This is a genomic window from Mesorhizobium sp. M1B.F.Ca.ET.045.04.1.1 (assembly GCF_003952465.1).
In the GTDB taxonomy this organism is placed as follows: Bacteria; Pseudomonadota; Alphaproteobacteria; order Rhizobiales; family Rhizobiaceae; genus Mesorhizobium; species Mesorhizobium shonense.
The window spans coordinates 591,580-614,170 of the sequence record NZ_CP034448.1 but is presented as its reverse complement, the minus strand read 5'-3'; the positions used below and the strand labels follow the sequence as shown (position 1 = coordinate 614,170).

The 22,591-nt window shown below is 63.7% G+C and carries 20 protein-coding genes and 1 pseudogene; 12 read left to right on the top strand and 9 right to left on the bottom strand.

Annotated elements, in window-relative coordinates:
* Positions 1-133 precede the first annotated feature (133 nt).
* Positions 134-901 carry a class II aldolase and adducin N-terminal domain-containing protein gene (locus EJ071_RS02830; protein ID WP_126096731.1) on the top strand — a complete coding sequence of 256 codons (768 nt, stop codon included), beginning with the start codon at positions 134-136 and terminating at the stop codon, positions 899-901.
* 86 nt (positions 902-987) lie between these two features.
* Here the strand turns inward: EJ071_RS02830 and EJ071_RS02825 are convergent, their stop codons facing one another.
* Positions 988-1,620, bottom strand: coding sequence for an HAD family phosphatase (locus EJ071_RS02825; RefSeq protein WP_126096730.1), 633 nt, complete (start codon positions 1,618-1,620; stop codon positions 988-990).
* 205 nt (positions 1,621-1,825) lie between these two features.
* Between EJ071_RS02825 and EJ071_RS02820 the strand changes: the two genes are divergently transcribed.
* Positions 1,826-2,785, top strand: coding sequence for a sugar-binding transcriptional regulator (locus EJ071_RS02820; protein WP_126096729.1), 960 nt, complete (start codon positions 1,826-1,828; stop codon positions 2,783-2,785).
* A gap of 63 nt (positions 2,786-2,848) precedes the next feature.
* Here EJ071_RS02820 and EJ071_RS02815 read toward each other — a convergent pair whose 3' ends face one another.
* A complete protein-coding gene (locus EJ071_RS02815; protein WP_126096728.1) occupies positions 2,849-3,034 on the bottom strand; it encodes a hypothetical protein in 186 nt (61 codons plus the stop codon).
* A 110-nt stretch (positions 3,035-3,144) separates the two neighbouring features.
* Here EJ071_RS02815 and gcvA point away from each other — a divergent pair, with 110 nt between their 5' ends.
* From gcvA to EJ071_RS02775, 8 genes are all read left to right on the top strand, one after another.
* Positions 3,145-4,053, top strand: coding sequence for a transcriptional regulator GcvA (gene gcvA, locus EJ071_RS02810; RefSeq protein WP_126096727.1), 909 nt, complete (start codon positions 3,145-3,147; stop codon positions 4,051-4,053).
* A gap of 172 nt (positions 4,054-4,225) precedes the next feature.
* Positions 4,226-5,536: a sugar ABC transporter substrate-binding protein gene (locus tag EJ071_RS02805; protein ID WP_126096726.1), complete on the top strand. Its 1,311-nt coding sequence runs from the start codon at positions 4,226-4,228 to the stop codon at positions 5,534-5,536.
* Between the two features lie 138 nt (positions 5,537-5,674).
* The gene (locus EJ071_RS02800; protein WP_126096725.1) at positions 5,675-6,547 is read left to right on the top strand and encodes a sugar ABC transporter permease; all 873 of its coding nucleotides are present in this window, start codon (positions 5,675-5,677) and stop codon (positions 6,545-6,547) included.
* A gap of 207 nt (positions 6,548-6,754) precedes the next feature.
* Positions 6,755-7,579 (top strand): carbohydrate ABC transporter permease, encoded by an 825-nt coding sequence (locus tag EJ071_RS02795; RefSeq protein WP_126086439.1) that lies wholly within the window; start codon positions 6,755-6,757, stop codon positions 7,577-7,579.
* A gap of 41 nt (positions 7,580-7,620) precedes the next feature.
* Positions 7,621-8,625 (top strand): ABC transporter ATP-binding protein, encoded by a 1,005-nt coding sequence (locus tag EJ071_RS02790; protein WP_126096724.1) that lies wholly within the window; start codon positions 7,621-7,623, stop codon positions 8,623-8,625.
* Between the two features lie 10 nt (positions 8,626-8,635).
* Positions 8,636-9,406, top strand: a complete 771-nt coding sequence (locus EJ071_RS02785; RefSeq protein ID WP_126096723.1) for an L-iditol 2-dehydrogenase — start codon at positions 8,636-8,638, stop codon at positions 9,404-9,406.
* Between the two features lie 151 nt (positions 9,407-9,557).
* Positions 9,558-11,036, top strand: a complete 1,479-nt coding sequence (locus tag EJ071_RS02780) for a mannitol dehydrogenase family protein (protein WP_126096722.1) — start codon at positions 9,558-9,560, stop codon at positions 11,034-11,036.
* 16 nt (positions 11,037-11,052) lie between these two features.
* The gene (locus EJ071_RS02775) at positions 11,053-11,736 is read left to right on the top strand and encodes an HAD family hydrolase (protein WP_126096721.1); all 684 of its coding nucleotides are present in this window, start codon (positions 11,053-11,055) and stop codon (positions 11,734-11,736) included.
* 42 nt (positions 11,737-11,778) lie between these two features.
* Here the strand turns inward: EJ071_RS02775 and EJ071_RS02770 are convergent.
* The 6 genes and pseudogenes from EJ071_RS02770 to EJ071_RS02745 all read right to left on the bottom strand — a co-directional run.
* A pseudogene (locus EJ071_RS02770) lies at positions 11,779-12,522 on the bottom strand (ATP-binding cassette domain-containing protein); the annotation flags it as partial.
* A 3-nt stretch (positions 12,523-12,525) separates the two neighbouring features.
* Positions 12,526-13,572, bottom strand: coding sequence for an NAD(P)-dependent alcohol dehydrogenase (locus EJ071_RS02765; RefSeq protein WP_126096720.1), 1,047 nt, complete (start codon positions 13,570-13,572; stop codon positions 12,526-12,528).
* Between the two features lie 15 nt (positions 13,573-13,587).
* Positions 13,588-14,400, bottom strand: coding sequence for a carbohydrate ABC transporter permease (locus EJ071_RS02760; protein WP_126096719.1), 813 nt, complete (start codon positions 14,398-14,400; stop codon positions 13,588-13,590).
* 11 nt (positions 14,401-14,411) lie between these two features.
* Positions 14,412-15,278 carry a sugar ABC transporter permease gene (locus EJ071_RS02755; protein ID WP_126096718.1) on the bottom strand — a complete coding sequence of 289 codons (867 nt, stop codon included), beginning with the start codon at positions 15,276-15,278 and terminating at the stop codon, positions 14,412-14,414.
* A gap of 112 nt (positions 15,279-15,390) precedes the next feature.
* Entirely contained in the window at positions 15,391-16,665 is a 1,275-nt protein-coding gene (locus tag EJ071_RS02750) for an extracellular solute-binding protein (RefSeq protein ID WP_126096717.1), read from the bottom strand.
* Between the two features lie 240 nt (positions 16,666-16,905).
* Complete coding sequence (locus EJ071_RS02745) at positions 16,906-17,823, bottom strand: AraC family transcriptional regulator (RefSeq protein ID WP_126096716.1); 918 nt, start codon at positions 17,821-17,823, stop codon at positions 16,906-16,908.
* Between the two features lie 253 nt (positions 17,824-18,076).
* Here EJ071_RS02745 and EJ071_RS02740 point away from each other — a divergent pair, with 253 nt between their 5' ends.
* Positions 18,077-19,480, top strand: coding sequence for an MATE family efflux transporter (locus EJ071_RS02740; protein WP_126096715.1), 1,404 nt, complete (start codon positions 18,077-18,079; stop codon positions 19,478-19,480).
* Between the two features lie 402 nt (positions 19,481-19,882).
* Here EJ071_RS02740 and speB read toward each other — a convergent pair whose 3' ends face one another.
* Positions 19,883-20,938 carry an agmatinase gene (gene speB, locus EJ071_RS02735; RefSeq protein ID WP_126096714.1) on the bottom strand — a complete coding sequence of 352 codons (1,056 nt, stop codon included), beginning with the start codon at positions 20,936-20,938 and terminating at the stop codon, positions 19,883-19,885.
* Positions 20,939-21,240: 302 nt separating this feature from the next.
* Here speB and pncB point away from each other — a divergent pair, with 302 nt between their 5' ends.
* Positions 21,241-22,545: a nicotinate phosphoribosyltransferase gene (gene pncB, locus EJ071_RS02730; protein ID WP_126096713.1), complete on the top strand. Its 1,305-nt coding sequence runs from the start codon at positions 21,241-21,243 to the stop codon at positions 22,543-22,545.
* Positions 22,546-22,591 lie beyond the last annotated feature (46 nt).

Genomic DNA, 22,591 nt, shown 5'->3' with positions numbered 1-22,591 from the left:
GGCCTGACCCACCAGTTTACGGTTGCTGGCCACGGCCATGCACGGCATTCTGGAGCAATTCCAGGAAAAGTGCGTAGCGGTTTTCCGTCCGGAATCGCTTAACGGCAGAACCGCCAAAACCGGAGGATTTTCGATGAGCGTCGCCCGCTTGCAGAAGGAAACCCTGACCAATCTTCCTTACTATGAGGAGCGGGTCGATCTCGCCGCCGCCTTCCGCTGGACGGCGCGGCTCAACATGCACGAGGCGGTGGCCAATCACTTTTCGCTGTCGGTCAACGAGGACGGCACCAAATTCCTGATGAACCCCAACCAGGTGCATTTCTCGCGCATCAAGGCGAGCGACTTGCTTTTGATCGACGCCAACGATCCCGAGACGCTCTCCGGCCCCAACGCGCCCGACCCGACTGCCTGGGGCCTGCACGGCGCCATCCACCGCAACGTGCCGCATGCGCGCTGCGCCATGCATGTGCATTCCATCCACGCCACCGTGCTTGCCTCGCTGGCGGACTCGACGTTGCCGCCGATCGACCAGAACTCGGCCATGTTCTTCAACCGCCATGTGGTGGATGCCAATTACGGTGGGTTGGCGTTCGAGGAAGAGGGCGAGCGCTGCTCGCAGCTTCTGACCGACCCCAAGGTCAAGGTGATGGTCATGGGCAATCACGGCGTGATGGTTATCGGCGACACCGTCGCCGACACTTTCAACCGCATGTTCTATTTCGAGCGCGCCGCCGAAACTTACATCAAGGCGCTGTGGACCGGCCGCCCGCTGCGCACGCTCTCCGATGCGATTGCCGAAAAGGCGGCAAGCGAGATGGACGACTATCCCGGCCAGGCCGAGCGCCATCTTTCCGAACTGAAGGCGATCCTCGACGAGGAAGAGCCTGTCTATAGGAACTGATGCTGGACTCCTTCCCTCTCCCCCGTTTTACGGGGAGAAGGTGCCGGCAGGCGGATGAGGGGCAGCGCCGGCGTTGGTCAATTCGCTCAGAGCCCCAATTGCGCTCGCAGCTCATCCGCGCTGTTGATCACGATCGCGCCGGGCGGTCCCTCCATCGGCGCTTCCGGCCAGAAGATCGTCTTCATGCCAGCAGCCAGTCCGGCCATGGCGCCGGTGCGGCTGTCGTCGACAGCGACCGCGTCGGCCGGATCGACGCCGGCGAGATAGGCGGCGCGCAGGAACGGTTCCGCATGCGGCTTGCCCAAGCGCACGTCGTTGCGGCTGACCGTGTGCATGCCGGGATAGACCAGACCGACCGCGCCGAGATTTGCGTCGACGATCAGCCGGTCGGAATTGGACACCACCGCCTGCTCGACGCCCAACGCGCGCAGTTCGTTGAACACCTCGATCGCGCCGGGCCGCGGCTTCAGCGTTTCGGCCATCGGCAGATAGTGGTCGTATTTGCGCACGATCCAGTCGTCGAAAGGCAGGTCGAGGCCGAACTGGTCGCGCAGCATTTCGTAGACCGGCCATGCCGCGATACCGAGCACCCGTTCGTGCAGATCGGTCGGCGGCGCGATGCCGACGCTGCGCAGCGCGGCCACGAGGGCGGCTTCGTGCAGCGGCTCGCTGTCGACCAGCGTTCCGTCCATGTCCCAGAAAACCGCTTTCGGCGTCATACAAGGCTCCTTTTGCCGATCCCCTTAATGCGTTTGCACGCCGAGATAAACCGTCCGGCCGGCAAATGGTTGAAGCAAGGGCGAATTGGTTCGTCCGTGACAGTTGCTTTGCGGCAAGCAATTGCTCTTTCGATAGACAATTGCGCATAGCCGCTTTCGCTGTAATCTATAGCGCCCGCTCACGTGCGGGCTGGGGAGGCAGGATGTGAACTCGCGACAGGAAACCGGCAACACCAGGTTGGACGACGCCGCGCGCGCCGGCTGGCTCTATTACGTCGCCGGCAACACCCAGGACCAGATCGCCGCCAAATTAGGCATTTCCAGGCAGACGGCGCAGCGGCTCGTGTCGCTGGCGATGTCGGAAGGCCTGATCAAGGTGCGCGTCGATCATCCGATCGCCAATTGCCTCGACCTTGCCGCGCGGCTGAAGTCGCGCTTCGCGCTCGATCTGGTCGAAGTGGTGCCGAGCGATCCGACCTCGTCCTCGACGACGACCGGCGTCGCCGAGGCGGCGGCGGCCGAGATCGAACGACGGCTGCGTTCGGCCGCGCCCATCGTCATGGCGATCGGCACCGGGCGCACGCTGAAGGCGGCGATCGAGCAGCTTCCGCCGATGGAGTGCCCGCAGCATAAGGTGGTGTCCTTGACCGGCAACATCTCGCCCGACGGCTCGGCCGCCTTCTACAACGTCATCTTCACCATGGCAGACCGCGTCAAGGCGCGCTCCTTCCCAATGCCGCTGCCCGTCATCGCCTCCTCGCCGGAAGAGCGCGACATGCTGCTCAGCCAACCGATGATCCAGCCGACGCTGGAGCTCGCCGCGGAAGCCGACGTCACTTTCGTCGGCATCGGCGATCTCGGCCCCAAGGCGCCGCTCTACGAGGACGGCTTCATTTCGGAAGCGGAGCTGAAGGCACTGCAAAAGGCCGGCGGCGTCGCCGAGATCGTCGGCTGGGTGTTCGACCGCGAAGGCCGCATGATCGAAGGCATCACCAACGACCGCGTGTCGTCCGCCGCCTTGCCGTCGCGCGAAAAATCGCTGGTCATCGCGCTGGCCATGGGCGAGCGCAAGCTGCCTGGCATCCTCGCCGCCGTGAACCGGCGGCTGGTCAACGGCCTCATCACCGATGAACGGACGGCCGCGGCATTGCTTGCTGGCGCATGAATTCGAGCCCCAGCTTCATCATGCAGCATCCGCCAAACGATGATTGTTGATAAAAAGAACCGCCTATCGGGAAGGACCGCGCGGATCGTTACCGTCGAGGAGGCCCATGTCGCGCTGTAGATGCGGCGACAGGTCTCGAACATCGACATAACCGCGCCTGCGGCTGGCGAACCATGAAAACTCCCGCGCCAGCAGCGAAATCCAGTTGGGTGCCGGGGTCGAAACGACTTTTTCCTGTATCGTGGTCATGATCGTCAGCCTTCGCCAAGCTTGAACTGGGTTGATCGTCGACCCCACATATCGGTCTGATCGGCCAGTGCTTCCAATCAAACGTCGATCATGACCCATAAAGAGGCCTTATGCCCGATCTCAGCGCCCGACAGTTTGCCCAACTTCCGCCGCTGCAGGCGATCCGCGTGTTCGAGGCCGTGGCCAGGCACCTTTCCTTCACCAAGGCCGCCGAGGAACTCGGCATGACGCAAGCCGCCGCGAGCTATCAGATCAAGCTGCTCGAGGAACGCATCGGCGCGCCCTTGTTCCTGCGCAGGCCCAAGCAGATCGAGCTGACCGAGCCCGGCCAGCGCCTGGCGCCGGCCGTCAGCGAGGCGTTTTCCCTGCTGAGCGGCGCCTACTCGGCCGCCCGCGCCGGCGCCGACGGCGTGCTTTGCGTTTCGACCCTGCTCACTTTCGCTTCGAACTGGCTGGCACAGCACCTGGGCTCCTTCCAGGTCGCGCATCCGTCGCTTGCCGTGCGCGTCGATACCTCGAACCGTGTCGTCGATTTCGCCCGCGAGGATATCGACATCGCCATCCGTTCCGGCGGCGGCAAATGGCCGGGCGTGGAAACGCATATGCTGTTCAAGGCCGACTTCACCCCGGTGCTGAGCCCCAGGCTCGCGGCGAGCATAGGCGGCGTCAAGGAGCCCGCCGACCTGCTCAAGCTCCCCATCCTCGATCCGGGCGATATCTGGTGGCAGGAATGGTTTGCGCTCGCGGGTCTGCCGGCCGAGGAACTCGCCAGCCGCCCCGGCACCAGCATGGGCGCGCAGGCCTACGAGGCCAATGCCGCCATGGCCGGCCACGGCGTGGCGATCCTGACCAGGGCGCTGTTCAAGAACGAGCTCGCCGACGGCCGGCTGGTCCAGCCCTTCGATCTGGTCGGCGACGACGGTCACGCCTACTGGCTGGTCTATCCCACGGCCCGACGCAACGTGCCGAAGATCCGCGCCTTCCGCGACTGGATCCTCGCCGAAATCGCCTGCCAGTAGACCGGCGTCCCTCAATCTTCGTTCCGAATGATCTGACCGCGTTCCCCGACAGGGTCACGTTGCGTCATTTCTGCTGCGCTGCAGCATCGATTCCGGCTTGACACAATTCACGCTAAGTGAGTAATTGCCCACAGCCAAGGCAAATGCTCATCTTGGTTTATGGGAGGAATTGATGAAACTTCGCACGCTCACCCTGGGCCTGTTGTCGGCCAGCGCCCTTGCTTTCGCCGCGCATGCCGAATCCATCACCATCGCCACCGTCAACAATGGCGACATGGTCCGCATGCAGAAGCTGACGGACGACTTCACCAAGGCTAACCCCGACATCCAGCTCAACTGGGTCACGCTTGAAGAGAACGTGCTGCGCGAGCGCGTCACCACCGACATCGCCACCAAAGGCGGCCAGTACGACGTCATGACCATCGGCACCTATGAGGTTCCGATCTGGGCCAAGCAGAGCTGGCTGCTGCCGCTCGACAAGCTCGGCGACGATTACGACGTCAAGGACATCATCCCGGCCATCGCCGGCGGCCTTTCGGTCGACGGCAAGCTCTATGCCGCGCCCTTCTACGGCGAGAGCTCCTTCGTCATGTACCGCAAGGACCTGATGGAGAAGGCCGGCCTCAAGATGCCCGACGCGCCGACCTGGGACTTCATCAAGCAGGCGGCCGACAAGATGACCGACCGCGCCAACGGCGTGAACGGCGTATGCCTGCGCGGCAAGGCCGGCTGGGGTGAGAACATGGCCTTCCTGACCGCCATGTCGAACTCCTTCGGCGCCCGCTGGTTCGACGAGAACTGGAAGCCGCAATTCGATCAGCCGGAATGGAAGAACACGCTGCAATTCTATGTCGACCTGATGAAGGCCGACGGTCCCGAGGGCGCTTCGTCCAACGGCTTCAACGAGAATCTGGCGCTGTTCCAGCAGGGCAAGTGCGGCATGTGGATCGACGCCACCGTCGCCGCGTCCTTCGTCTCCGATCCGAAGGCTTCGCAGGTCGCCGACAAGGTCGGCTATGCACTGGCGCCCGACACCGGCCTCGGCAAGCGCGGCAACTGGCTGTGGGCCTGGTCGCTGGCCATCCCCGCCGGCACCAAGAAGGCGGACGCCGCCGAGAAGTTCGTGTCCTGGGCAACCAGCAAGCACTATGCCGAGCTGGTGGCGTCGAAGGAAGGCTGGGCCAACGTTCCGCCCGGAACGCGCACCTCGCTCTACGCCAACCCTGAGTACCAGAAGGCCGCTCCCTTCGCGAAGATGACGCTGGACTCCATCAACGCCGCCGACCCGACGCATCCGACCGTCAAGCCGGTGCCCTATGTCGGCGTGCAATTCGTGGCCATTCCTGAATTCCAGGGCCTCGGCACCACCGTCGGCCAGCTCTTCTCGGCTGCCCTTGCAGGCCAGTCGAGCGTCGACGACGCGCTGAAGCAGGCCCAGGACGCGGCGACCGCCGCGATGACCGAAGGCGGCTATATCCAGTAAGGCTCCTCCCGGTGCCGAACGCCGGTAGCGCATCATGACCGGCATTGGCCGCCCGAAACCCAGTTCGGGCGGCCACCTTTGCAATCAGGAAATTTGGCACGACTCTGAAATCCGGCCGACTATTGGAGGGTGACCGTCATGGCTACTCAGCAAACCCGTTCGCTTGCCCGTTTCATGATGGCGCCATCGGTGATCCTGCTGTTCATCTGGATGATCGTGCCGCTGGTCTTTACGATCTGGTTCTCGTTCCTCCAGTACAACCCGCTCAATCCGATCCGCGACGGGTTCGTCTGGTTCTCCAACTACAAGCTCTTCTACTCCAATCCCGCCTTCCTGCAGTCGATCCTGAACACGCTGACCATCGTCGTCAGCGTGCTGGTCATCACGGTGATCGGCGGCATCCTTTTGGCGCTGCTCCTCGACCAGCCGATCTGGGGCCAGGGGTTCGTGCGCATTCTCGTCATCTCGCCGTTCTTCGTCATGCCGCCGGTCGCGGCACTGGTGTGGAAGAACATGATCATGCACCCGCAATACGGCGTCTTCGCCGATATTGCCCGCTTCTTCGGCGCCAACCCCATCGACTGGTTCGGGCAGCACCCGCTGACGGCGGTCATCCTCATCGTCGCCTGGCAGTGGCTGCCCTTCGCGACGCTGATCCTGCTCACCTCCCTGCAATCGCTCGACGGCGAGCAGAAAGAGGCGGCCGAGATGGACGGCGCCGGCTTCCTCAGCCGCTTCTGGTATCTGACGCTGCCGCACATGTCGCGCGCCATCACCGTCGTCATCCTGATCCAGACGATCTTCCTGCTCTCGATCTATGCCGAGATCCTGGTCACCACCAACGGCGGCCCGGGCTATGCCTCAACCAACCTGCCTTTCCTCGTCTACCAGAAGGCGCTGCTGGAGTTCAAAATCGGCCAGGCATCCGCCGGTGGCGTCATCGCGGTCATTCTCGCCAACATCGTCGCCTTCTTCGTCATGCGCGCCGTCGGCAAGAACCTGGACAAGTAAGGGGGAGACGATGCCACTTGCGCTGAACCACCCCCACTCCGCCCCGCTGCGCGGGACACCTCTCCCCGTGGCAGGGGGAGAGGAAAGGCCTGCATCGAAGCTGCGCCCTTCCTCTACCCCGTCGATCGGGGGAGAGGTGGTTTGCGCAGCGAACCGGAGTGGGGGTCGACCCTGCCGCCAACATCGCCGATACGGGAGGACCTGACTATGGCACGCGCAGTCACCACCCAGCACAAGACGATCGCCACCGCTGCGGCCTGGATCGTCGCGCTTTTGATCTTCTTCCCGATCCTTTACACGATCATCACCTCGTTCAAGTCAGAGCAGGAGGCGATCCAGGGCTTCGCCCTGATCCCGTCGGGCACCACGGAAAGCTATGCCGAAGTGCAGGCGCAGAGCGGCTATTTCAAGTTCTTCCTGAATTCGGTGATCCTGTCGGTCGGCTCGACCATCCTGGCTCTCGTCGTCGCGATACCGGCGGCGTGGTCGATGGCCTTCTCGCCGACCAAGCGCACCAAGGACATCCTGATGTGGATGCTCTCCACCAAGATGATGCCGGCCGTCGCCGTGCTGTTCCCGATCTACCTGATCTTCCGCGACACCGGCCTGCTCGATAGCCGCATCGGCCTCACCGTGATGCTGATGCTGATCAACCTGCCGATCGTGATCTGGATGCTCTACACCTACTTTCGCGAGATCCCGGGTGAGATCCTCGAAGCGGCGCGCATGGACGGCGCCTCGCTGTGGAACGAGATCATCTATGTGCTGACGCCGATGGCGGTCCCGGGCATTGCCTCGACCATGCTGTTGAACATCATCCTGGCCTGGAACGAAGCGTTCTGGACGATCCGGCTGACCACCACCGACGCAGCGCCGCTGACGGCCTTCATCAGTTCCTTCTCCAGCCCGCAAGGCCTGTTCTGGGCCAAGCTCTCGGCCGCCTCGACACTGGCGATCGCGCCGATCCTGATCATGGGCTGGTTCAGCCAGAAGCAGCTGGTGCGCGGCCTGACCTTTGGCGCCGTGAAGTAAGAGCCGCAAGCGGCGGACGACGAAATCCCCGGGAGGAAACCATGGGAAACATCACGCTCAAGAACGTCTCCAAGTCCTTCGGGTCGACGACGATCATTCCGAACATCGACCTCAATATCGAGGACGGCGAGTTCGTCGTGTTCGTCGGCCCGTCGGGTTGCGGCAAGTCCACGCTGCTCAGGCTGATCGCCGGCCTCGAGGACACCAGCGGCGGCACAATCAGCATCGACGGCCGCGACGTCACCCAGGAAGCGCCGGCCAAGCGCAAGCTTGCCATGGTTTTCCAGTCCTATGCGCTTTATCCGCACATGACGGTCGCCAAGAACATCGCCTTCCCGCTGAAGATGGCCGGCGAGGACCAGGCGACCATCGACAAGAAGGTCAAGGACGCCGCGCGCGTCTTGAACCTCACCAACTATCTCGAGCGTCGTCCGGGCCAGCTCTCCGGCGGCCAGCGCCAGCGCGTCGCCATCGGCCGCGCCATCGTACGCCAGCCTTCGGCCTTCCTGTTCGACGAGCCGCTGTCGAACCTCGACGCAGCGCTTCGCGGCACCATGCGGCTGGAGATCAGCGAGCTGCACCATCAGCTGAAGACGACGATGGTCTACGTCACCCACGACCAGGTCGAGGCCATGACCATGGCCGACAAGATCGTCGTGCTCAACGCCGGTAACATCGAGCAGGTCGGCTCGCCGATGGAGCTCTACCGCACGCCGAAGAACCTCTTCGTCGCCGGCTTCATCGGCTCGCCCAAGATGAACCTGATCGAAGGCGCGCCGGCCGACAAATACGGCGCCAAGACCATCGGCATCCGGCCCGAGCACATCAACATCTCGACCACGGCGGGCGACTGGAAGGCGACGGTCGGCGTTGCCGAGCATCTCGGTTCCGACACCTTCCTGCATGTCCAGACGGACGGCATCGGCACGATCAACGTGCGCGCCGACGGCGAGGTCGCGGTCAAGCATGGCGACACCGTCTATCTGACGCCCGACAAGAGCAAGCTCCATCGCTTCGGCGCCGACGGCAAGGCGCTGGCCCAGTGAGGACGGGACAGTGAGGCTGAAGGGCAAATCGGCGCTGATCACCGGATCGGCGCGCGGCATCGGCAGGGCCTTCGCCGAAGCCTATGCGCGCGAAGGCGCCACGGTGGCGATCGCCGACATCAACCTCGAAGCGGCGGAGGCGACGGCGAGGGATATCGGCTCAGCCGCCTACGCCGTCCGGCTCGACGTCACCGACCTGTCCTCGATCGAGGCCGCGGTGAAAGCGGTCGAGGCGAAGGCCGGCGGCTTGGACATCCTGATCAACAACGCCGCCCTGTTCGATCTGGCGCCGATCGTCGAGATCAGCCGGGCGAGCTACGACAAGCTGTTCTCCGTCAATGTCGCCGGCACGCTGTTCATGCTACAGGCCGCCGCGCGATCGATGATCGCGCGCGGGAAGGGCGGCAGGATCATCAACATGGCGAGCCAGGCCGGGCGCCGCGGCGAGCCGCTGGTCGCGGTCTATTGCGCCACCAAGGCCGCCGTCATTTCGCTGACCCAGTCGGCCGGGCTCGACCTGATCAGGCACCGCATCAACGTCAACGCCATCGCGCCGGGCGTCGTCGACGGCGAGCATTGGGATCACGTCGATGCGCTGTTCGCCAAATACGAGAACCGGCCGAAGGGCGAGAAGAAGCGCCTGGTCGGCGAGAGCGTGCCCTACGGCCGCATGGGCCGGGCGGAAGACCTGACCGGCATGGCGGTTTTCCTCGCCAGCGACGAGGCCGAATACATTGTCGCCCAGACCTACAATGTCGATGGCGGCCAATGGATGAGTTGAGGGGGAAGGCGCGTCTCCCTTCCTCCGGGAGCATGCGCCGAGGGGCAGGTGAGGGGCGGCACGGAGCAGCCGGCGCCGTCCCTCACCGCTCTCGCCGGGCGCGGGAAAAGACGGAATTGTCGGGCCGCGTATCGGCCAAAGGGTAAAGCAGATGACCGTGAAACTCTCTTCCTCGAACCTCGCAAAGCTCCCCGCCAAGGTTTCCGGCCCGAAATACGACCGCTCCTCTTTGAAAGCCGGCATCGTGCATTTCGGTGTCGGCAACTTCCACCGCTCTCACCAGGCCGTCTATCTCGACGACCTGTTCAATTCCGGGCTCGGCCATGACTGGGCGCTGATCGGCGCCGGCGTGTTCGAGGGCGAAAAAGTCGGGCGCTCGAAGCTGGAGGAGCAGGACTGGCTGACCACGGTGGTCGAGCAGGATTCTGGCCATATGAGCGCCCGCGTCACCGGCGCCATGATCGACTTCCTGATGCCAGGCCATGCTGAGGCGATCATCGAGCAGCTCGCCGACCCGGCGATCAAGATCGTGTCGCTGACTATCACCGAAGGCGGCTATTTCATCGACCCGGCTTCGGGCAAGTTCAACCCGGCCCATCCCGACATCGTCGCCGACGCGCAGGCTGGCGCTGCGCCGAAAACGGTGTTCGGCATCATCCTCGCCGGGCTGGTGCGCCGGCGCGCCGACGGCATCGTGCCGTTCACCGTCATGTCCTGCGACAACATACCCCACAATGGTCACGTCACCTCCGATGGCGTCATCGGCCTTGCGCGGTTGATCGAGGAGGATCTGGCCAACTGGGTGAGGGACAATGTCGCTTTCCCGAACGGCATGGTCGACCGCATCACGCCGGCCACCACCGACCGCGAGCGTGGTATCCTGGCGAGCGATTTCGGGCTTGAGGACAACTGGCCGGTCTTCTGCGAGCCGTTCAAGCAATGGGTGCTGGAGGATCATTTCACCGCCGGCCGGCCGCCGCTCGAAAAGGCCGGCGTGCAGTTCGTCAAGGATGTCTCGCCTTACGAGCTGATGAAGATCCGCATCCTCAATGGCGGCCATGCAGCAATCGCCTATCCCGCCGGGTTGATGGATATCCATTTCGTCCATGAGGCGATGCAGGAGCCGCTCGTGCGCGGCTTCCTCGCCAAGCTGGAGCGCGACGAGATCATCCCGACCGTGCCGCCGGTGCCGGACACCGTGCTGGAGGACTACTACCAGCTCATCGAGCGCCGCTTCTCCAATCCGAAGATCGGCGACACCATCCGCCGGCTTTGCCTCGACGGCTCCAACCGGCAGCCGAAATTCATCATCCCGACCATTGCCGACCGGCTGAAGGCGGGGGAGGGCGTCACAGGCTTGGCGCTGGAATCCGCGCTCTGGTGCCGCTACTGCTTCGGCACCACCGACAGCGGCGCCGTCATCGAGCCGAACGATCCGAGCTGGGACCGCATGCAGGCGACCGCGAAAGCGGCAAAGGACAAGCCCGGCGCCTGGCTTGCCATGGACGACATCTATGGTGATGTCGGCCGCTCGCCGGTTTTCACGCAAGCCTTTGCCCATGCGCTCGACGTGCTGTGGACGAATGGCGCGCGCGAGACCTTGACGCGCTATCTCGCCGGCAAGCTCTGAAGCCCCTGAAACCGGCATGACGCCCGAACTGGTCATCTTCGACTGCGACGGCGTCCTGGTCGACAGCGAGGCGCTCTCGGTCTCGGCGCTGCTCGGCATGATCGAGCTTGCCGGCGGAACGGTCAGCGAGGACGCGGCCTACGAGCACTTCCTCGGCAAGAGCATGAAAAGCGTGCGTGAGATCCTCGGCCGCGATTTCGGACTCGAGATCAGCGACCAGCATCTCACCGCCATGCGTGTCGAGCTGATGCGCAAGTTCCGCGAGGAGTTGAAGCCGATCCCCGGCATCAAGGAGGTTCTGCCGAGGCTCGACCTGCCCTGTTGCGTCGCCTCCTCCGGCACGCTGGAGCGCATCCGCTACGCGCTCGAGGTCACCGGCCTGCTGGGCTTGCTGGAGCCCAACCTGTTCAGCGCCGCCATGGTGAAGCGTGGCAAGCCGGCGCCGGATCTCTTCCTCCATGCCGCCGCCACCATGCGCGCAAAACCGCGCAAATGCCTGGTCATCGAGGACAGTCCGGCCGGTATCGCCGCGGCGCGGGCGGCGGGCATGCGCGTCTTTGCCTTCACCGGCGGCTCGCACGCGAACAACCCCGCTCTCAAGGCGCGGCTTGCGTCGACCGAACCGGACTTTATATTCGCTGACATGCTGCAATTGCCCGATCTGATTGCAGGCCTGGGAGCGAGAGTAAAAGCATCTTGACGACGAGTTTCGTTTGCGCGGTCGATGTCACCCGCTCTTTGCTCGGCCGACCGTCACCTCGACGAAATTCATATTGGGCGTGCCGATGAAGCCCGCCACGAACATGTTTTTGGGCTGGCGATAGATCTCGGCAGGCGAGCCGATCTGCTCGATCACGCCGTCCTTCAAGAGCACGATGCGGTCGGCGAGCGTCATCGCTTCGAGCTGGTCGTGCGTGACGTAGACGGTCGTGGTCTTCAGCGATTGGTGCAGCCTGGCGATCTCGACGCGCATATGGTTGCGCAGCTTGGCATCGAGATTGGACAGCGGCTCGTCGAACAGGAACACTTTCGGTGTCTTGATCATGGCGCGCGCGATCGCCACGCGCTGCTGCTGGCCGCCGGAAAGCTCGGTCGGCTTACGGCCGAGATAGGGCTCGAGCCCGAGCGTCCCGGAAACCGCCTCGACCCGTTTCTTGATCTGGCCAGCCGGCACCTTCTGCCGCTTGAGCCCGAAGGCGATGTTGTCGAAGATCGTCATATGCGGATAGAGCGCATAGTTTTGGAACACCATGGCGATGCCGCGGTCGCCTGGCTCGAGATCGTTCACCACCTTGCCGCCGATCGAAACCTCGCCGCCGCTGATGTCCTCCAGCCCGGCGAGCATCCTGAGCAAGGTCGACTTGCCGCAGCCGGACGGGCCTAGGAACACGACGAACTCATGCTCCTCGATCGCAAGGTTGAGGTCGCGGATGACGGTTGTGGCGCCATAGGCCTTGTCGACGTGGGAGCAAACGATCGCGGACATGGGTCAGCCCTTTTCGCCGGTGAGCAGGATTTGCAGCTTGACGTCTTGCGGGTTGCCCTTGGCCGCTCGCTCGAACGCCTTGATGCTGTCCGGGAAATCATAGGTGCCGGTGATCAGCGGCTTGAGGTCGACCTTGCCCGAGGCGATGAGCTGCAGGGCGCGGTCGAAGATGTTGGCGTAGCGGAACACGGTCTCGATGCGCACTTCCTTGGAAATCGCCGCCGGCACGTCGAGGCTGACCGGCTCGACTGGCAGCCCGACCAGCACCAGCGCGCCGCCGGGCCTCACGAGATCGAAAAGATTGGCGAAGGCCTTAGGGCTGCCGCTCGCCTCGAAGACGATGTCGGCGCCCCAGCCGTCGGTGGCTGTCCGCACCGCATCGACCAGCGACTGCTCGCCGATATTGACCGGCACGATGCCCGGATACTGCGCGGCGATCTTCAGCTTGGGTGCGGAGAAGTCGGAAATCAGCACTTTCGAGCAGCCGCCGGCGAGTGCAGCCAGCGCGATCATGATGCCGATCGGGCCGCAGCCGACGACGACGGCGACGTCGCCGGGCACAATGCGGGCACGCGCCGCCGCCTGCATGCCGATGGCGAAGGGCTCGACCATCGCGCCCTCGGCGAAGGAGACATTGTCCGGCAGTTTGTAGGTGAAGGCCGCCGGATGCACGGCGTAGGGCGCCAACACGCCATGCACCGGCGGCGTCGCCCAGAAGCGGACATCCGGGTCGACATTGTAGATGCCGAGTTTCGTTGCGCGCGACGCAAGGTTCGGCACGCCCGGCTCCATGCAGACGCGGTCGCCGACCTTCAGGCTCGTGACATTGGCGCCGATCTCGACGATCGTGCCTGACGCCTCGTGGCCGAGCACCATCGGCTGGCGAACGATATAGCTGCCGATCGCGCCATGCGTGTAATAATGCACGTCGCTGCCGCAGACGCCGACGGTGTGGATGGCGATCCTGACATCGTCCGGTCCGACATCCAGCGGCAGCGCGATCTCGCGCAGCGACAGTTCACCCTTTTTCTCAAGTACCAGTGCCTGCATCGGCTAATCCTCGCATCAAGTCTTTTTTTGCCGGAAAACGGAATTCAGGAAGCCGCTTAGCACGCCGAGGAACAGCAGCGGCGGCAGCGAGAGCAGCACGACCGAAGCGTTGAGGATGCCCCACGGCACGTTCATGCCTTGCTGCGACAGCTCCGAGGCGACGATCGGCAGGGTCTTGGCGTTGGAGCTCGACAGCATCAGCGCGATCAGGAACTCGTTCCAGACCAGCACGAAGCTGAAGGCGATGGCGCCGGCGAGCGAGCGCGCCGCGACGGGAAGCGCAATCCGCCAGAACACCGAATAGGCGCCGTAGCCGTCGACGAAGGCGGCTTCCTCGACCTCCTTGGGCACGCCCTGGAAGGCGGGGATCGCCAGCCACATGATCACCGAGATGGTGAGCAGCGAATAGGTGACGATGAGCGCCGGCAAAGTGTCGTAGAGACCGACCTGCAGCCAGATCACCATCAACGGGATGGCCACCGCCACTGGCGGCAGGAAGCGCAGCGACAGCACGAAGAACTGGATGTCGCCCGCCCAGCGGTTGGGATAGCGCGCCACAGCATAGGCCGCCGGCAGGCCGAGCGCGACGCCGATCAGCACGGCCGAGCCGCAGGCGACCACCGAGTTGTAGAGCCCGGTCATCACGCTGTCGCGGCCGAGGATGTAGGAGATGTTGGCAAGCGTCGGCGTGAACACCAGGCGCGGGACCCGCGTGATGATGTCGACATTGTTCTTCAGCGCGTTGAGCGCCGTCCAAACGAGCGGGAACACGGCCAGGAATCCGGCCAGCGCCAGTATGGCCTTGGCGATCAGGCGGCCCGGTCTCATCCGGTACTGCCTCATGCCTGCACCCGCTTCCACAGGAAGGTGAAGGTGATGACCGTCGCAATCATCATCAGCACGGCCATGGCCGAGGCGTAGGAGACCTTGCCGGACTCGATGAAGCCCTGCGAGAACGCGTACATGTCGAGCGTCTCGGTCGCCACGCCCGGCCCGCCGCGCGTCATCACATAGATGAGGTCGAAGGAGCGCAGCGACTCGATCATCTTGACGAACATCAGGCTGATCAGCGGCGCCTTGAGCATCGGCAAGGTGACATAGGCGTGGATCTGCCAGCGCTTCGCATGGTCGAGCCGCGCCGCCTCGATCGGCTGCGGCGGCAACGTCTCCAGGAGCTTCAGCACGATGACGGCGAAGAACAGGCCCCATTGCCAGACATCGACCGAGGAGACGGCGAAAAGCGCCGTCGAGGCCTTTGACAGCGGGTCGAAGATCAGCCCGCCGGTGACGAGCCGGTAGGGATAGGTGGCGATGCCGTAGAGCGGGTGATAGGCGAATTTCCACACGAAGGCCGCCGAGACGCGCGGCAGCAGCACCGGAATGATGAACAGCAGGCAGTAGACATTGCGCAGGCGTGGGCCGGCGACCTCGAACATCAGCACGCCGAGCCCTATCGCCACCGCCATCGTCGCCACGACGGTGACGATCTCCCATTTCACCGAAACCCAGACGGCGTTGAGGAAGCGGCGGTCGAGGAAGAGATCGGCGAAGTTCGACAACCAGATCCAGGAATAGCCCGACGCGCTCAGCTCGCGGTTCTGCAGGGCAATGACGATGGCATAGAGCGTCGGCACCATCGACAGCACGAGCAGGATGGCGAGCGTCGGAACGAGAAAGGTGACGGGCAGGGAAGAGCGTCGGCGCATTGCCTATCCTCGGGAATATCGCGGATACATTGGAATCGCTGGCGTGAGCCCGCGGCGCACGGGTCCCGGCATTCCGACGAATGCCGGCGACCGCGCGCCACGGGCGGGAGGATTACTTCTTCTTCACCAACTCGTTGGCGTAGGCATCGAGCTCGTTGAGGCCGCCCTTGATGTCGGTGCGGGTGCCGGTGACCAGCTCCTCGAGGATGATGCCCCAGCGGTCGCCGAGATCGGGCCAGCGCGGATCCTGCCAGAAGTTCACCGCCGTAACCTTGCCGGTGTCGGCCAGCGCCTGTCCGAGATCGGCGCCGTAGATGTCGGCGAATTCCTTGCTGGAGAGGATGCTGGTTCGATTGAGCTCGCCGAACTGGTGCGCGTCGAGCCTGCGCTTCTCGTTCTCCTTCGACGTTGCCCAGGCGATGAACAGGCCGGCGCATTTCTTCGAGGCGTCGTCTTGATTGGCCTTGGTGCCGATGGCGAGCCCATGGCCGTAGCCGCCGCCGGGCAGCGGCGATGGCGGCGGCAGGAAGCCGACCTTGCCGACGACCTGCGAGGTCTTCGGATCGACCGCCATGCCCGACAGCGGCGTCGATTCGACGAGGATGGCGACCTGGCCGGAGAGGAAGGCGCCGGTCGATTCATCCCAACTGCCGGTCTGCGTGCCGGGGGCCGAGTCCTTGAACAGCTTGAGATAGGTTTCGGTCGCCTTCACGGCGGCGTCCGAGTTGAAAGCCGGCTTGTCGCCGTCGAACCATTTGCCGCCATAGGCCTTGAAGAAGGGCATCCAGCGCCAGACATTGGCGCCCGAGCCGCGCGCGCCGCGCAGCGCGATGCCGTACATACCCTTGTCGGGATCGTTCAGCTTCGCAACATCGGCGATCAGCTCGTCCAACGTCTTCGGCGGCTGGATGCCGGCGGCCTCCAGCACGTCCTTGCGGTAGACCATCAGGTCGCCGCCGCCGGTCAGCGGCGCGAACCAGACCTTGCCGTCATAGGTGGCGACCTTCTGGCGGCCCGGATCGAAATCGGCGAAGTCGTACTCGGCCGGATAATAATCGGTCAGCGGCGCGATCCAGCCGGACGAGGCGAACAGCGCGACATTGGCTTCGTCGACATAGTAGACGTTGTAATTGCCTACGGTAGAGGCGTCGGCGCGCGACTTGGCCCGCCGGTCGTTCTCGTTCAGGTAGTCGATCTGGAAGCCGGCGCCGGAGAGCTTCTTGAACTCGTCCTTGGAGTCTTCCAGAAGCGTCAGCCCATCGCGCGGCTGCGCCAGCACCTTGACCGGCGCCGAGCAGATCGGCGCCTGCGCCAGCGCTGCGGTTGATACGGATGCGGTAAGCACGAACGCTGCGCCGAGGCTGGCAGCGAGCCGATTTGATTGCATTGATTTTTCTCCTCCAGAAACACTCGCAGGAAGCGGAGGTCCTCGGACTAAGCGACCCTCACCATCGCCCGGGCGACCTGCCACCCGTCGCCAAAATGAGGAGTTGGACAGGGCGAGACTAGAAGTCTTGTTGCGGCAAACCTGTACTTTTATGCATTGTGCGGCGCAAAAACTAGCGCAGACAGAGTCTGTCTGTCACACGAGTATCAGTGCCGTCGGGAGCAGCCGATTTCGACCTGATCAGGCCCGCAGCGCCAGCCGCTGCCGCGACAGCTTGCGATAGGATGACGGCGTCATCTTGTGCTTGCGCAGGAAGGCGCGGTTGAAGTTGGAGATGTTCATGTAGCCGACCTGGAAACAGATGTCGGTGATCGGGATGTCGGTATCGGCGAGCAGCTTGCAGGCCTGCCAAAGTCTCAGCTTGGCAAGGTGGTCGCTGAAGGAGTTGCCGGTGTTCTTCTGGAAGAAGCGCGAGAACGTGCTTTCGCTCATCCCGGCCAATGCGGCCACGTCCGGCAGCTTCAGGTCCTCGGCGAAATGCTGGAACAGATAGGTCAGCGAACGCTGGATGATGTCCAGCGACTCCGCGTCGAGAAGCGGTGAAAAGTCCGGCGACGACAAAAGCTGGTATTCGTCGGTCGTGGCCAGCAGGTCCAGCAGTTCGAGGAACAGGCGAAACCTTGCCAGCCCATGCACCTCTCCCATTCGTTCCATCAGTTCGGCGCCGTCGAGCGCCGTCTGGCCATGGAAGACCATGCCGCGCAGCGAGCGTTCGAGGAATGGCTCAAGCTCGCGCAGTTCCGGCAGCAGTCCGGCGGACCCGCGCAGCCGCTCGGGATCGAATTGCAGCACGATATCGCGGCCCTCGATCAGCTCGCCCGGCTGCACCGCCGTCACCCAGTCATGCGGCAGGCCGCCGCCGACGATCGTCAGATAGCCCGGTCCGAATTCGCCGATATGGTCGCCGACCAGCGCGACGCCGGACGATTTCCGCAACAGATGGATTTCGTATTCGGGATGGAAATTCCAGACATTGCGCTCCCAGGGATAGTCGTCCAGCCGCCACAGAAAACTGTCGCTCGCCTCGGTGACGATATGCTCGAAAGCGGGCACCGTTCTCGGTATCGCGGCCGTGTTCTTTCTGCGCCTGAACGGCATCCATTCCTCCGGGTTCGTTCCGCCGGCTCCGTGTCTTTGGGTAATCCGTAGCAGCCCTCGGCCGGCAAGTGAACGCGGGCGTCGGAGGCCGCAGCCGCCCGCTGGATCAATGGCTCGCCGCTCCTCCTCCCTTGCCAATATGTCGCATTTCGTTCACAAGACGACGCAAACGGCGCGAAACCGAAGGTTGCGCCGTTTTGCCGTGCGGCTTCCGGGATTGGTCCCGACGCGCCGCGATCTGAAAGAGCGGAAAATGTCTGCGATCGAAGCCGGCGCTCGCGCGCCGGAAAATCTTTGGCGTCAGGAAATCAGGACGACGCTGGCGCTCGCCTGGCCGATGGTGCTGACCAATCTCGGCCAGACCGCCATGACCGCGACCGACGTCATGATGATGGGCAGGCTGGGACCCGACACGCTGGCCGCCGGCGCGCTCGGTTCCAACCTCTATTTCATGCCGCTGATCTTCGGGCTCGGCTTGATGCTGGCGACATCGCCGATGATGGCGACCGAGCTCGGCCGTCGCCGCCATTCCGTGCGCGACCTGCGCCGCACCGTGCGCCAGGGCCTGTGGCTGGCGGTGCTCGTGTCGATCCCGATCTGGCTGTTCCTCTGGCACGGCGAAGAGGTGCTTTTGGCCATGGGTCAGAAGCCGGAGCTCGCGCATCAGGCCGGCATCTACCTGCACTGGCTGCAATGGGCGGTGCTGCCCTTCTACGGCTATATCGTGCTGCGCTCCTTCATCTCGGCGCTGGAGCGGCCGGGCTGGGCGCTGATCATCGTGTTCGTCGCGGTAGCCTGCAACGCCTTCTTCAACTGGGTGTTCATGTTCGGCAATCTCGGCGTATCGGCCATGGGCATCGCCGGATCGGGCCTTGCCACCTCGCTATCGAGCACCCTGATGTTTGCCGGCTTGGCGGCCGTCGTAGTGTTGGAGAAGAAGTTTCGTCGCTATCGCCTGTTCGGTCGCTTCTGGCGCTCCGACTGGCCGCGTTTCCGCGGCCTGCTCAGGCTCGGCCTGCCGATCGCCGGCATACTTGCCTTCGAGGTGACGATCTTCAACGCGGCAGCACTGCTGATGGGCCTGATCGACGCGGATTCGCTTGCCGCGCATGCCATCGCCATCCAAATCGCCTCGATCTCTTTCATGGTGCCGCTCGGCCTCAACCAGGCCGTGACCGTGCGGGTCGGCCTTGCGCATGGCGCCGGCAATCCGGAAGGCGTCTCGCGCGCCGGCTGGACCGCCTTTGTCATCGGCGTCTCCTTCATGGCGCTGATGGGCCTGGTGATGATCCTCTGGCCGCATGTCCTGATCAGCGCCTTCATCGACCTTGCCGATCCGGCCAACGCCAGAGTGATCACGCTTGCGGTGTCGTTCCTGGCGTTTGCGGCGTTGTTCCAGATTTTCGACGGCGCGCAGGCGGTGGCCGCCGGCATGCTGCGCGGCCTGCACGACACCAAGGTGCCGATGATCTATGCCGCGATCGGCTATTGGGGCGTCGGCCTGCCGCTCGGCGTGCTGCTCGCCTTCCATTTCGGCTTCCACGGCGTCGGCATCTGGATCGGCCTGGCGTCGGGCCTGGCCGTGGTGGCGGCGCTACTGCTCGCGCGCTGGCTGCGGCGCGATCGCATCGCGCCGGCGCTGTCGTTCAGTCATTAGACCCCAGCACAGGGATTTTGACCGGTCGGCTCTGTTTGCATTGGCAGGTGGCATGCCTTGGAGATTGGCCGAAACGCCCATCGCGATAGTCATTCTAGGGCGGAGCAGGAGCGAAGCTCCGTCGCGAAGACCCTAGAATCCATGCCGTTACCTTCGCCAAGGAGTGCAACGGAGCAAAAATTCTGCACCGTGGTGGCGCTTCCAAGTCACGGCATGGATTCTATGGTCTGCGCCGCGTCGCTTCGCTCCTTGCTCCGCCATAGAATGACGAGGTTGGGGCGGCTTCAATCAATCCCCGGCATTTGCGCTGATTTCACGGAAATGAACGGGGGGCCAATTGTGAACATTGCTGGCCACTTCGGTGACGGCCGCCCGCGCGGCCGCCGCGTCGGGTTGCCTGCTTCAGCCCTTCTTGATGGCCGGGCTGAACACCATCAGGCTCAGAATCTCGAACAGGACCTGGGCGCCGACATGAGCGGTGTTGGTGGTCGCGTCGTACTGCGGCGCCACCTCGACCACGTCCCCGCCAACGATGTTCAAGCCTTTCAGGCCGCGCAGCAGCTCGAGCACCTCGCGCGTCGTCAGCCCGCCGACCTCCGGCGTGCCGGTGCCAGGCGCGAAGGCCGGGTCGATGCTGTCGACGTCGAAAGAAATGTAGGTCGGACCGTCGCCGACTATTTTTCGCGCCTTTTCGATGACGGCGGGAATGCCGAGGCCGGTCACTTCCTCGGCATGGACCACCGTCATGCCGGATTCGTAGGTGAACTCCCACAGATATTCAGCCGAGCCGCGAATGCCGATCTGGATCGTGCGGGTGGGGTCGAGCACGCCGTCCAGCACCGCGTTGCGGAACGGTCCGCCGTGGTGGAACTTGGTCATGTCGAACAGGCCGCTGGTGTCGCAATGGGCGTCGATATGGATCATGCCGACCGGCGCCTTTTTGCCGACCGCCTTCAGGATCGGATGGCTGATCGAGTGGTCGCCGCCGACCGACAGCGGAATGACGCCGGCATCGACGATCTGGTTGGTGCGCTTTTCGATGTCCTCGTGGCTGATCTCCAGCCGGTAGCGGCTGCGGAACGGCGTGTCTCCGATATCGGCGACGCGAAGCTCATGCGTCGGCGCGCATTCCAGCACATGGTTGTAGGGGCCGATGCGCTCTATCGTGCGCAATGCGCGTGGCCCGAAGCGCGCGCCGGGCCGGTTGGTGACGCCGAGGTCCATCGGCACGCCGATCATCGCCACCTGCAGGTCGCCGAAATCCGGATTGTCGGCCGCTATCTGCCGGTAGGGCGCGGCAAGGAAGGTCGGGACGCCGGCATAGGGCGCCAGCCGGGTGCCGCTCTTCGAAAAGATCTTGTCGGCGACCTTGCGGAATTTCGGATCGAACATCTCGCCGCCATGGCTCTCGCCATATTTGCGGCGCAACGCTTCGAGCTTGCCGCGATCGTAACCCATGTCCGGATACTCCTGTCTCTTCTCTGCCGGAAGTGTCCGGTAGCCTATGCGAAAAATCAATCGCGTTCGGACCGCGGCGCTTGCCGCAGGCCGCCTCTTTTTGTCGGGCCAGCTTGCAAACCGGGCAGCGCTTGCAAAAATTCAATGCTATGAGGCAATCGGCTTAATGCATGTCGCCCAAAAGTGTGCAGCGGTTTTGGGAGAACGACATGCATCAAGGCAAGGACCAAAGCCCGGAAGAATGTCGCCTGAAGCGGTTTCCGCGCGACCCTTTCGGAGCAAGCAGCGAAGGCGGCAGCAGTATGGCAAAAACCGATATAGCCCGGCGCGTCTACAACCACACCTGGAAGCTCGACCCGATCGTCCGCAGCCTGTTGGACACCGACTTCTACAAGCTTCTGATGTTGCAGATGATCTGGGGCATGTATCCCAAGGTCGACGCCACCTTTACGCTGATCAACCGCACGACCTCGGTGCGCCTTGCCGACGAGATCGACGAAGGGGAACTCCGCGAGCAGCTCGACCATGCCCGCACCTTGCGCTTCTCCAAGAAGGAGATGATCTGGCTGGGCGGCAACACCTTCTATGGCCGCAAGCAGATCTTCGAGCCGGAATTCCTTGCTTGGCTGGAGGATTTCCGGCTGCCCGAATACGAGCTTGCCAGGCGCGACGGCCAGTTCGAACTCTCCTTCAGCGGCCCCTGGATGTATACGACGCTCTGGGAAATCCCGGCTTTGGCCATCATCAACGAATTGCGCTCCCGCGCCGCCCTGCGCTCCTTCGGCCCGTTCGCGCTCGACGTGCTCTACGCCCGCGCCAAGGCCAAGATGTGGGACAAGACCGAGCGGCTGAAGGCGTTGCCCGGCATCCGCATCTCCGATTTCGGCACGCGCCGCCGCCACTCCTTCCTGTGGCAGCGCTGGTGCGTCGAGGCGCTGAAGGAAGGCATCGGCGACGCCTTCACCGGCACCTCCAACGTGCTTTTGGCCATGGACAACGACCTCGAGGCGCTCGGCACCAACGCGCATGAATTGCCGATGGTGTTTGCGGCGCTCGCCAATTCCGAAAAGGAACTAAGAGAAGCGCCCTACAAGGTGCTGCAGGACTGGCAGCGCTACTATGGCGGCAATTTGTTGATCGTGCTGCCCGATACCTTCGGCACGGCTGCGTTCCTGCGCGACGCGCCGGACTGGATCGCCGACTGGACCGGCTTTCGCCCCGACAGCGCGCCGCCGATCGAAGGCGGCGAGAAGATCCTCTCCTGGTGGCGCGAGAAGGGCAAGGACCCGAAACAGAAGCTGCTCATCTTCTCCGACGGGCTCGAGGTCGAGACCATCGAGGAGACCTATCGTCACTTCAAGGGCAAAGTGCGCATGTCCTTCGGCTGGGGCACCAACCTCACGAACGATTTCGAAGGCTGCGCGCCGACCGAAACCAAGAGCCTCGACGCCATCTCGCTGGTCTGCAAGGTCAGCGAAGCCAATGGCCGGCCTGCGGTGAAGCTGTCGGACAACCCCGCCAAGGCGACGGGGGATGAGAAGGAGATCAAAAGGTATCTCAGGATTTTCGGCGAGAAGGATAGGGTGAGGCAGCTGGTCAAGGTGTGAAGGTCGCCACCAGTGACCTGTGCTGATCCGGCTTCGTCAATCGAGA

Bases quoted from the DNA above. Each gene is read 5' to 3' on its own strand.
- EJ071_RS02830 (WP_126096731.1), top strand. From the start codon at position 134: ATGAGCGTCGCCCGCTTGCAGAAGGAAACCCTGACCAATCTTCCTTAC.
- EJ071_RS02825 (WP_126096730.1), bottom strand. From the start codon at position 1,620: ATGACGCCGAAAGCGGTTTTCTGGGACATGGACGGAACGCTGGTCGAC.
- EJ071_RS02815 (WP_126096728.1), bottom strand. From the start codon at position 3,034: ATGACCACGATACAGGAAAAAGTCGTTTCGACCCCGGCACCCAACTGG.
- gcvA (WP_126096727.1), top strand. From the start codon at position 3,145: ATGCCCGATCTCAGCGCCCGACAGTTTGCCCAACTTCCGCCGCTGCAG.
- EJ071_RS02805 (WP_126096726.1), top strand. From the start codon at position 4,226: ATGAAACTTCGCACGCTCACCCTGGGCCTGTTGTCGGCCAGCGCCCTT.
- EJ071_RS02800 (WP_126096725.1), top strand. From the start codon at position 5,675: ATGGCTACTCAGCAAACCCGTTCGCTTGCCCGTTTCATGATGGCGCCA.
- EJ071_RS02795 (WP_126086439.1), top strand. From the start codon at position 6,755: ATGGCACGCGCAGTCACCACCCAGCACAAGACGATCGCCACCGCTGCG.
- EJ071_RS02790 (WP_126096724.1), top strand. From the start codon at position 7,621: ATGGGAAACATCACGCTCAAGAACGTCTCCAAGTCCTTCGGGTCGACG.
- EJ071_RS02780 (WP_126096722.1), top strand. From the start codon at position 9,558: ATGACCGTGAAACTCTCTTCCTCGAACCTCGCAAAGCTCCCCGCCAAG.
- EJ071_RS02775 (WP_126096721.1), top strand. From the start codon at position 11,053: ATGACGCCCGAACTGGTCATCTTCGACTGCGACGGCGTCCTGGTCGAC.
- EJ071_RS02765 (WP_126096720.1), bottom strand. From the start codon at position 13,572: ATGCAGGCACTGGTACTTGAGAAAAAGGGTGAACTGTCGCTGCGCGAG.
- EJ071_RS02760 (WP_126096719.1), bottom strand. From the start codon at position 14,400: ATGAGACCGGGCCGCCTGATCGCCAAGGCCATACTGGCGCTGGCCGGA.
- EJ071_RS02755 (WP_126096718.1), bottom strand. From the start codon at position 15,278: ATGCGCCGACGCTCTTCCCTGCCCGTCACCTTTCTCGTTCCGACGCTC.
- EJ071_RS02750 (WP_126096717.1), bottom strand. From the start codon at position 16,665: ATGCAATCAAATCGGCTCGCTGCCAGCCTCGGCGCAGCGTTCGTGCTT.
- EJ071_RS02745 (WP_126096716.1), bottom strand. From the start codon at position 17,823: ATGCCGTTCAGGCGCAGAAAGAACACGGCCGCGATACCGAGAACGGTG.
- EJ071_RS02740 (WP_126096715.1), top strand. From the start codon at position 18,077: ATGTCTGCGATCGAAGCCGGCGCTCGCGCGCCGGAAAATCTTTGGCGT.
- speB (WP_126096714.1), bottom strand. From the start codon at position 20,938: ATGGGTTACGATCGCGGCAAGCTCGAAGCGTTGCGCCGCAAATATGGC.
- pncB (WP_126096713.1), top strand. From the start codon at position 21,241: ATGGCAAAAACCGATATAGCCCGGCGCGTCTACAACCACACCTGGAAG.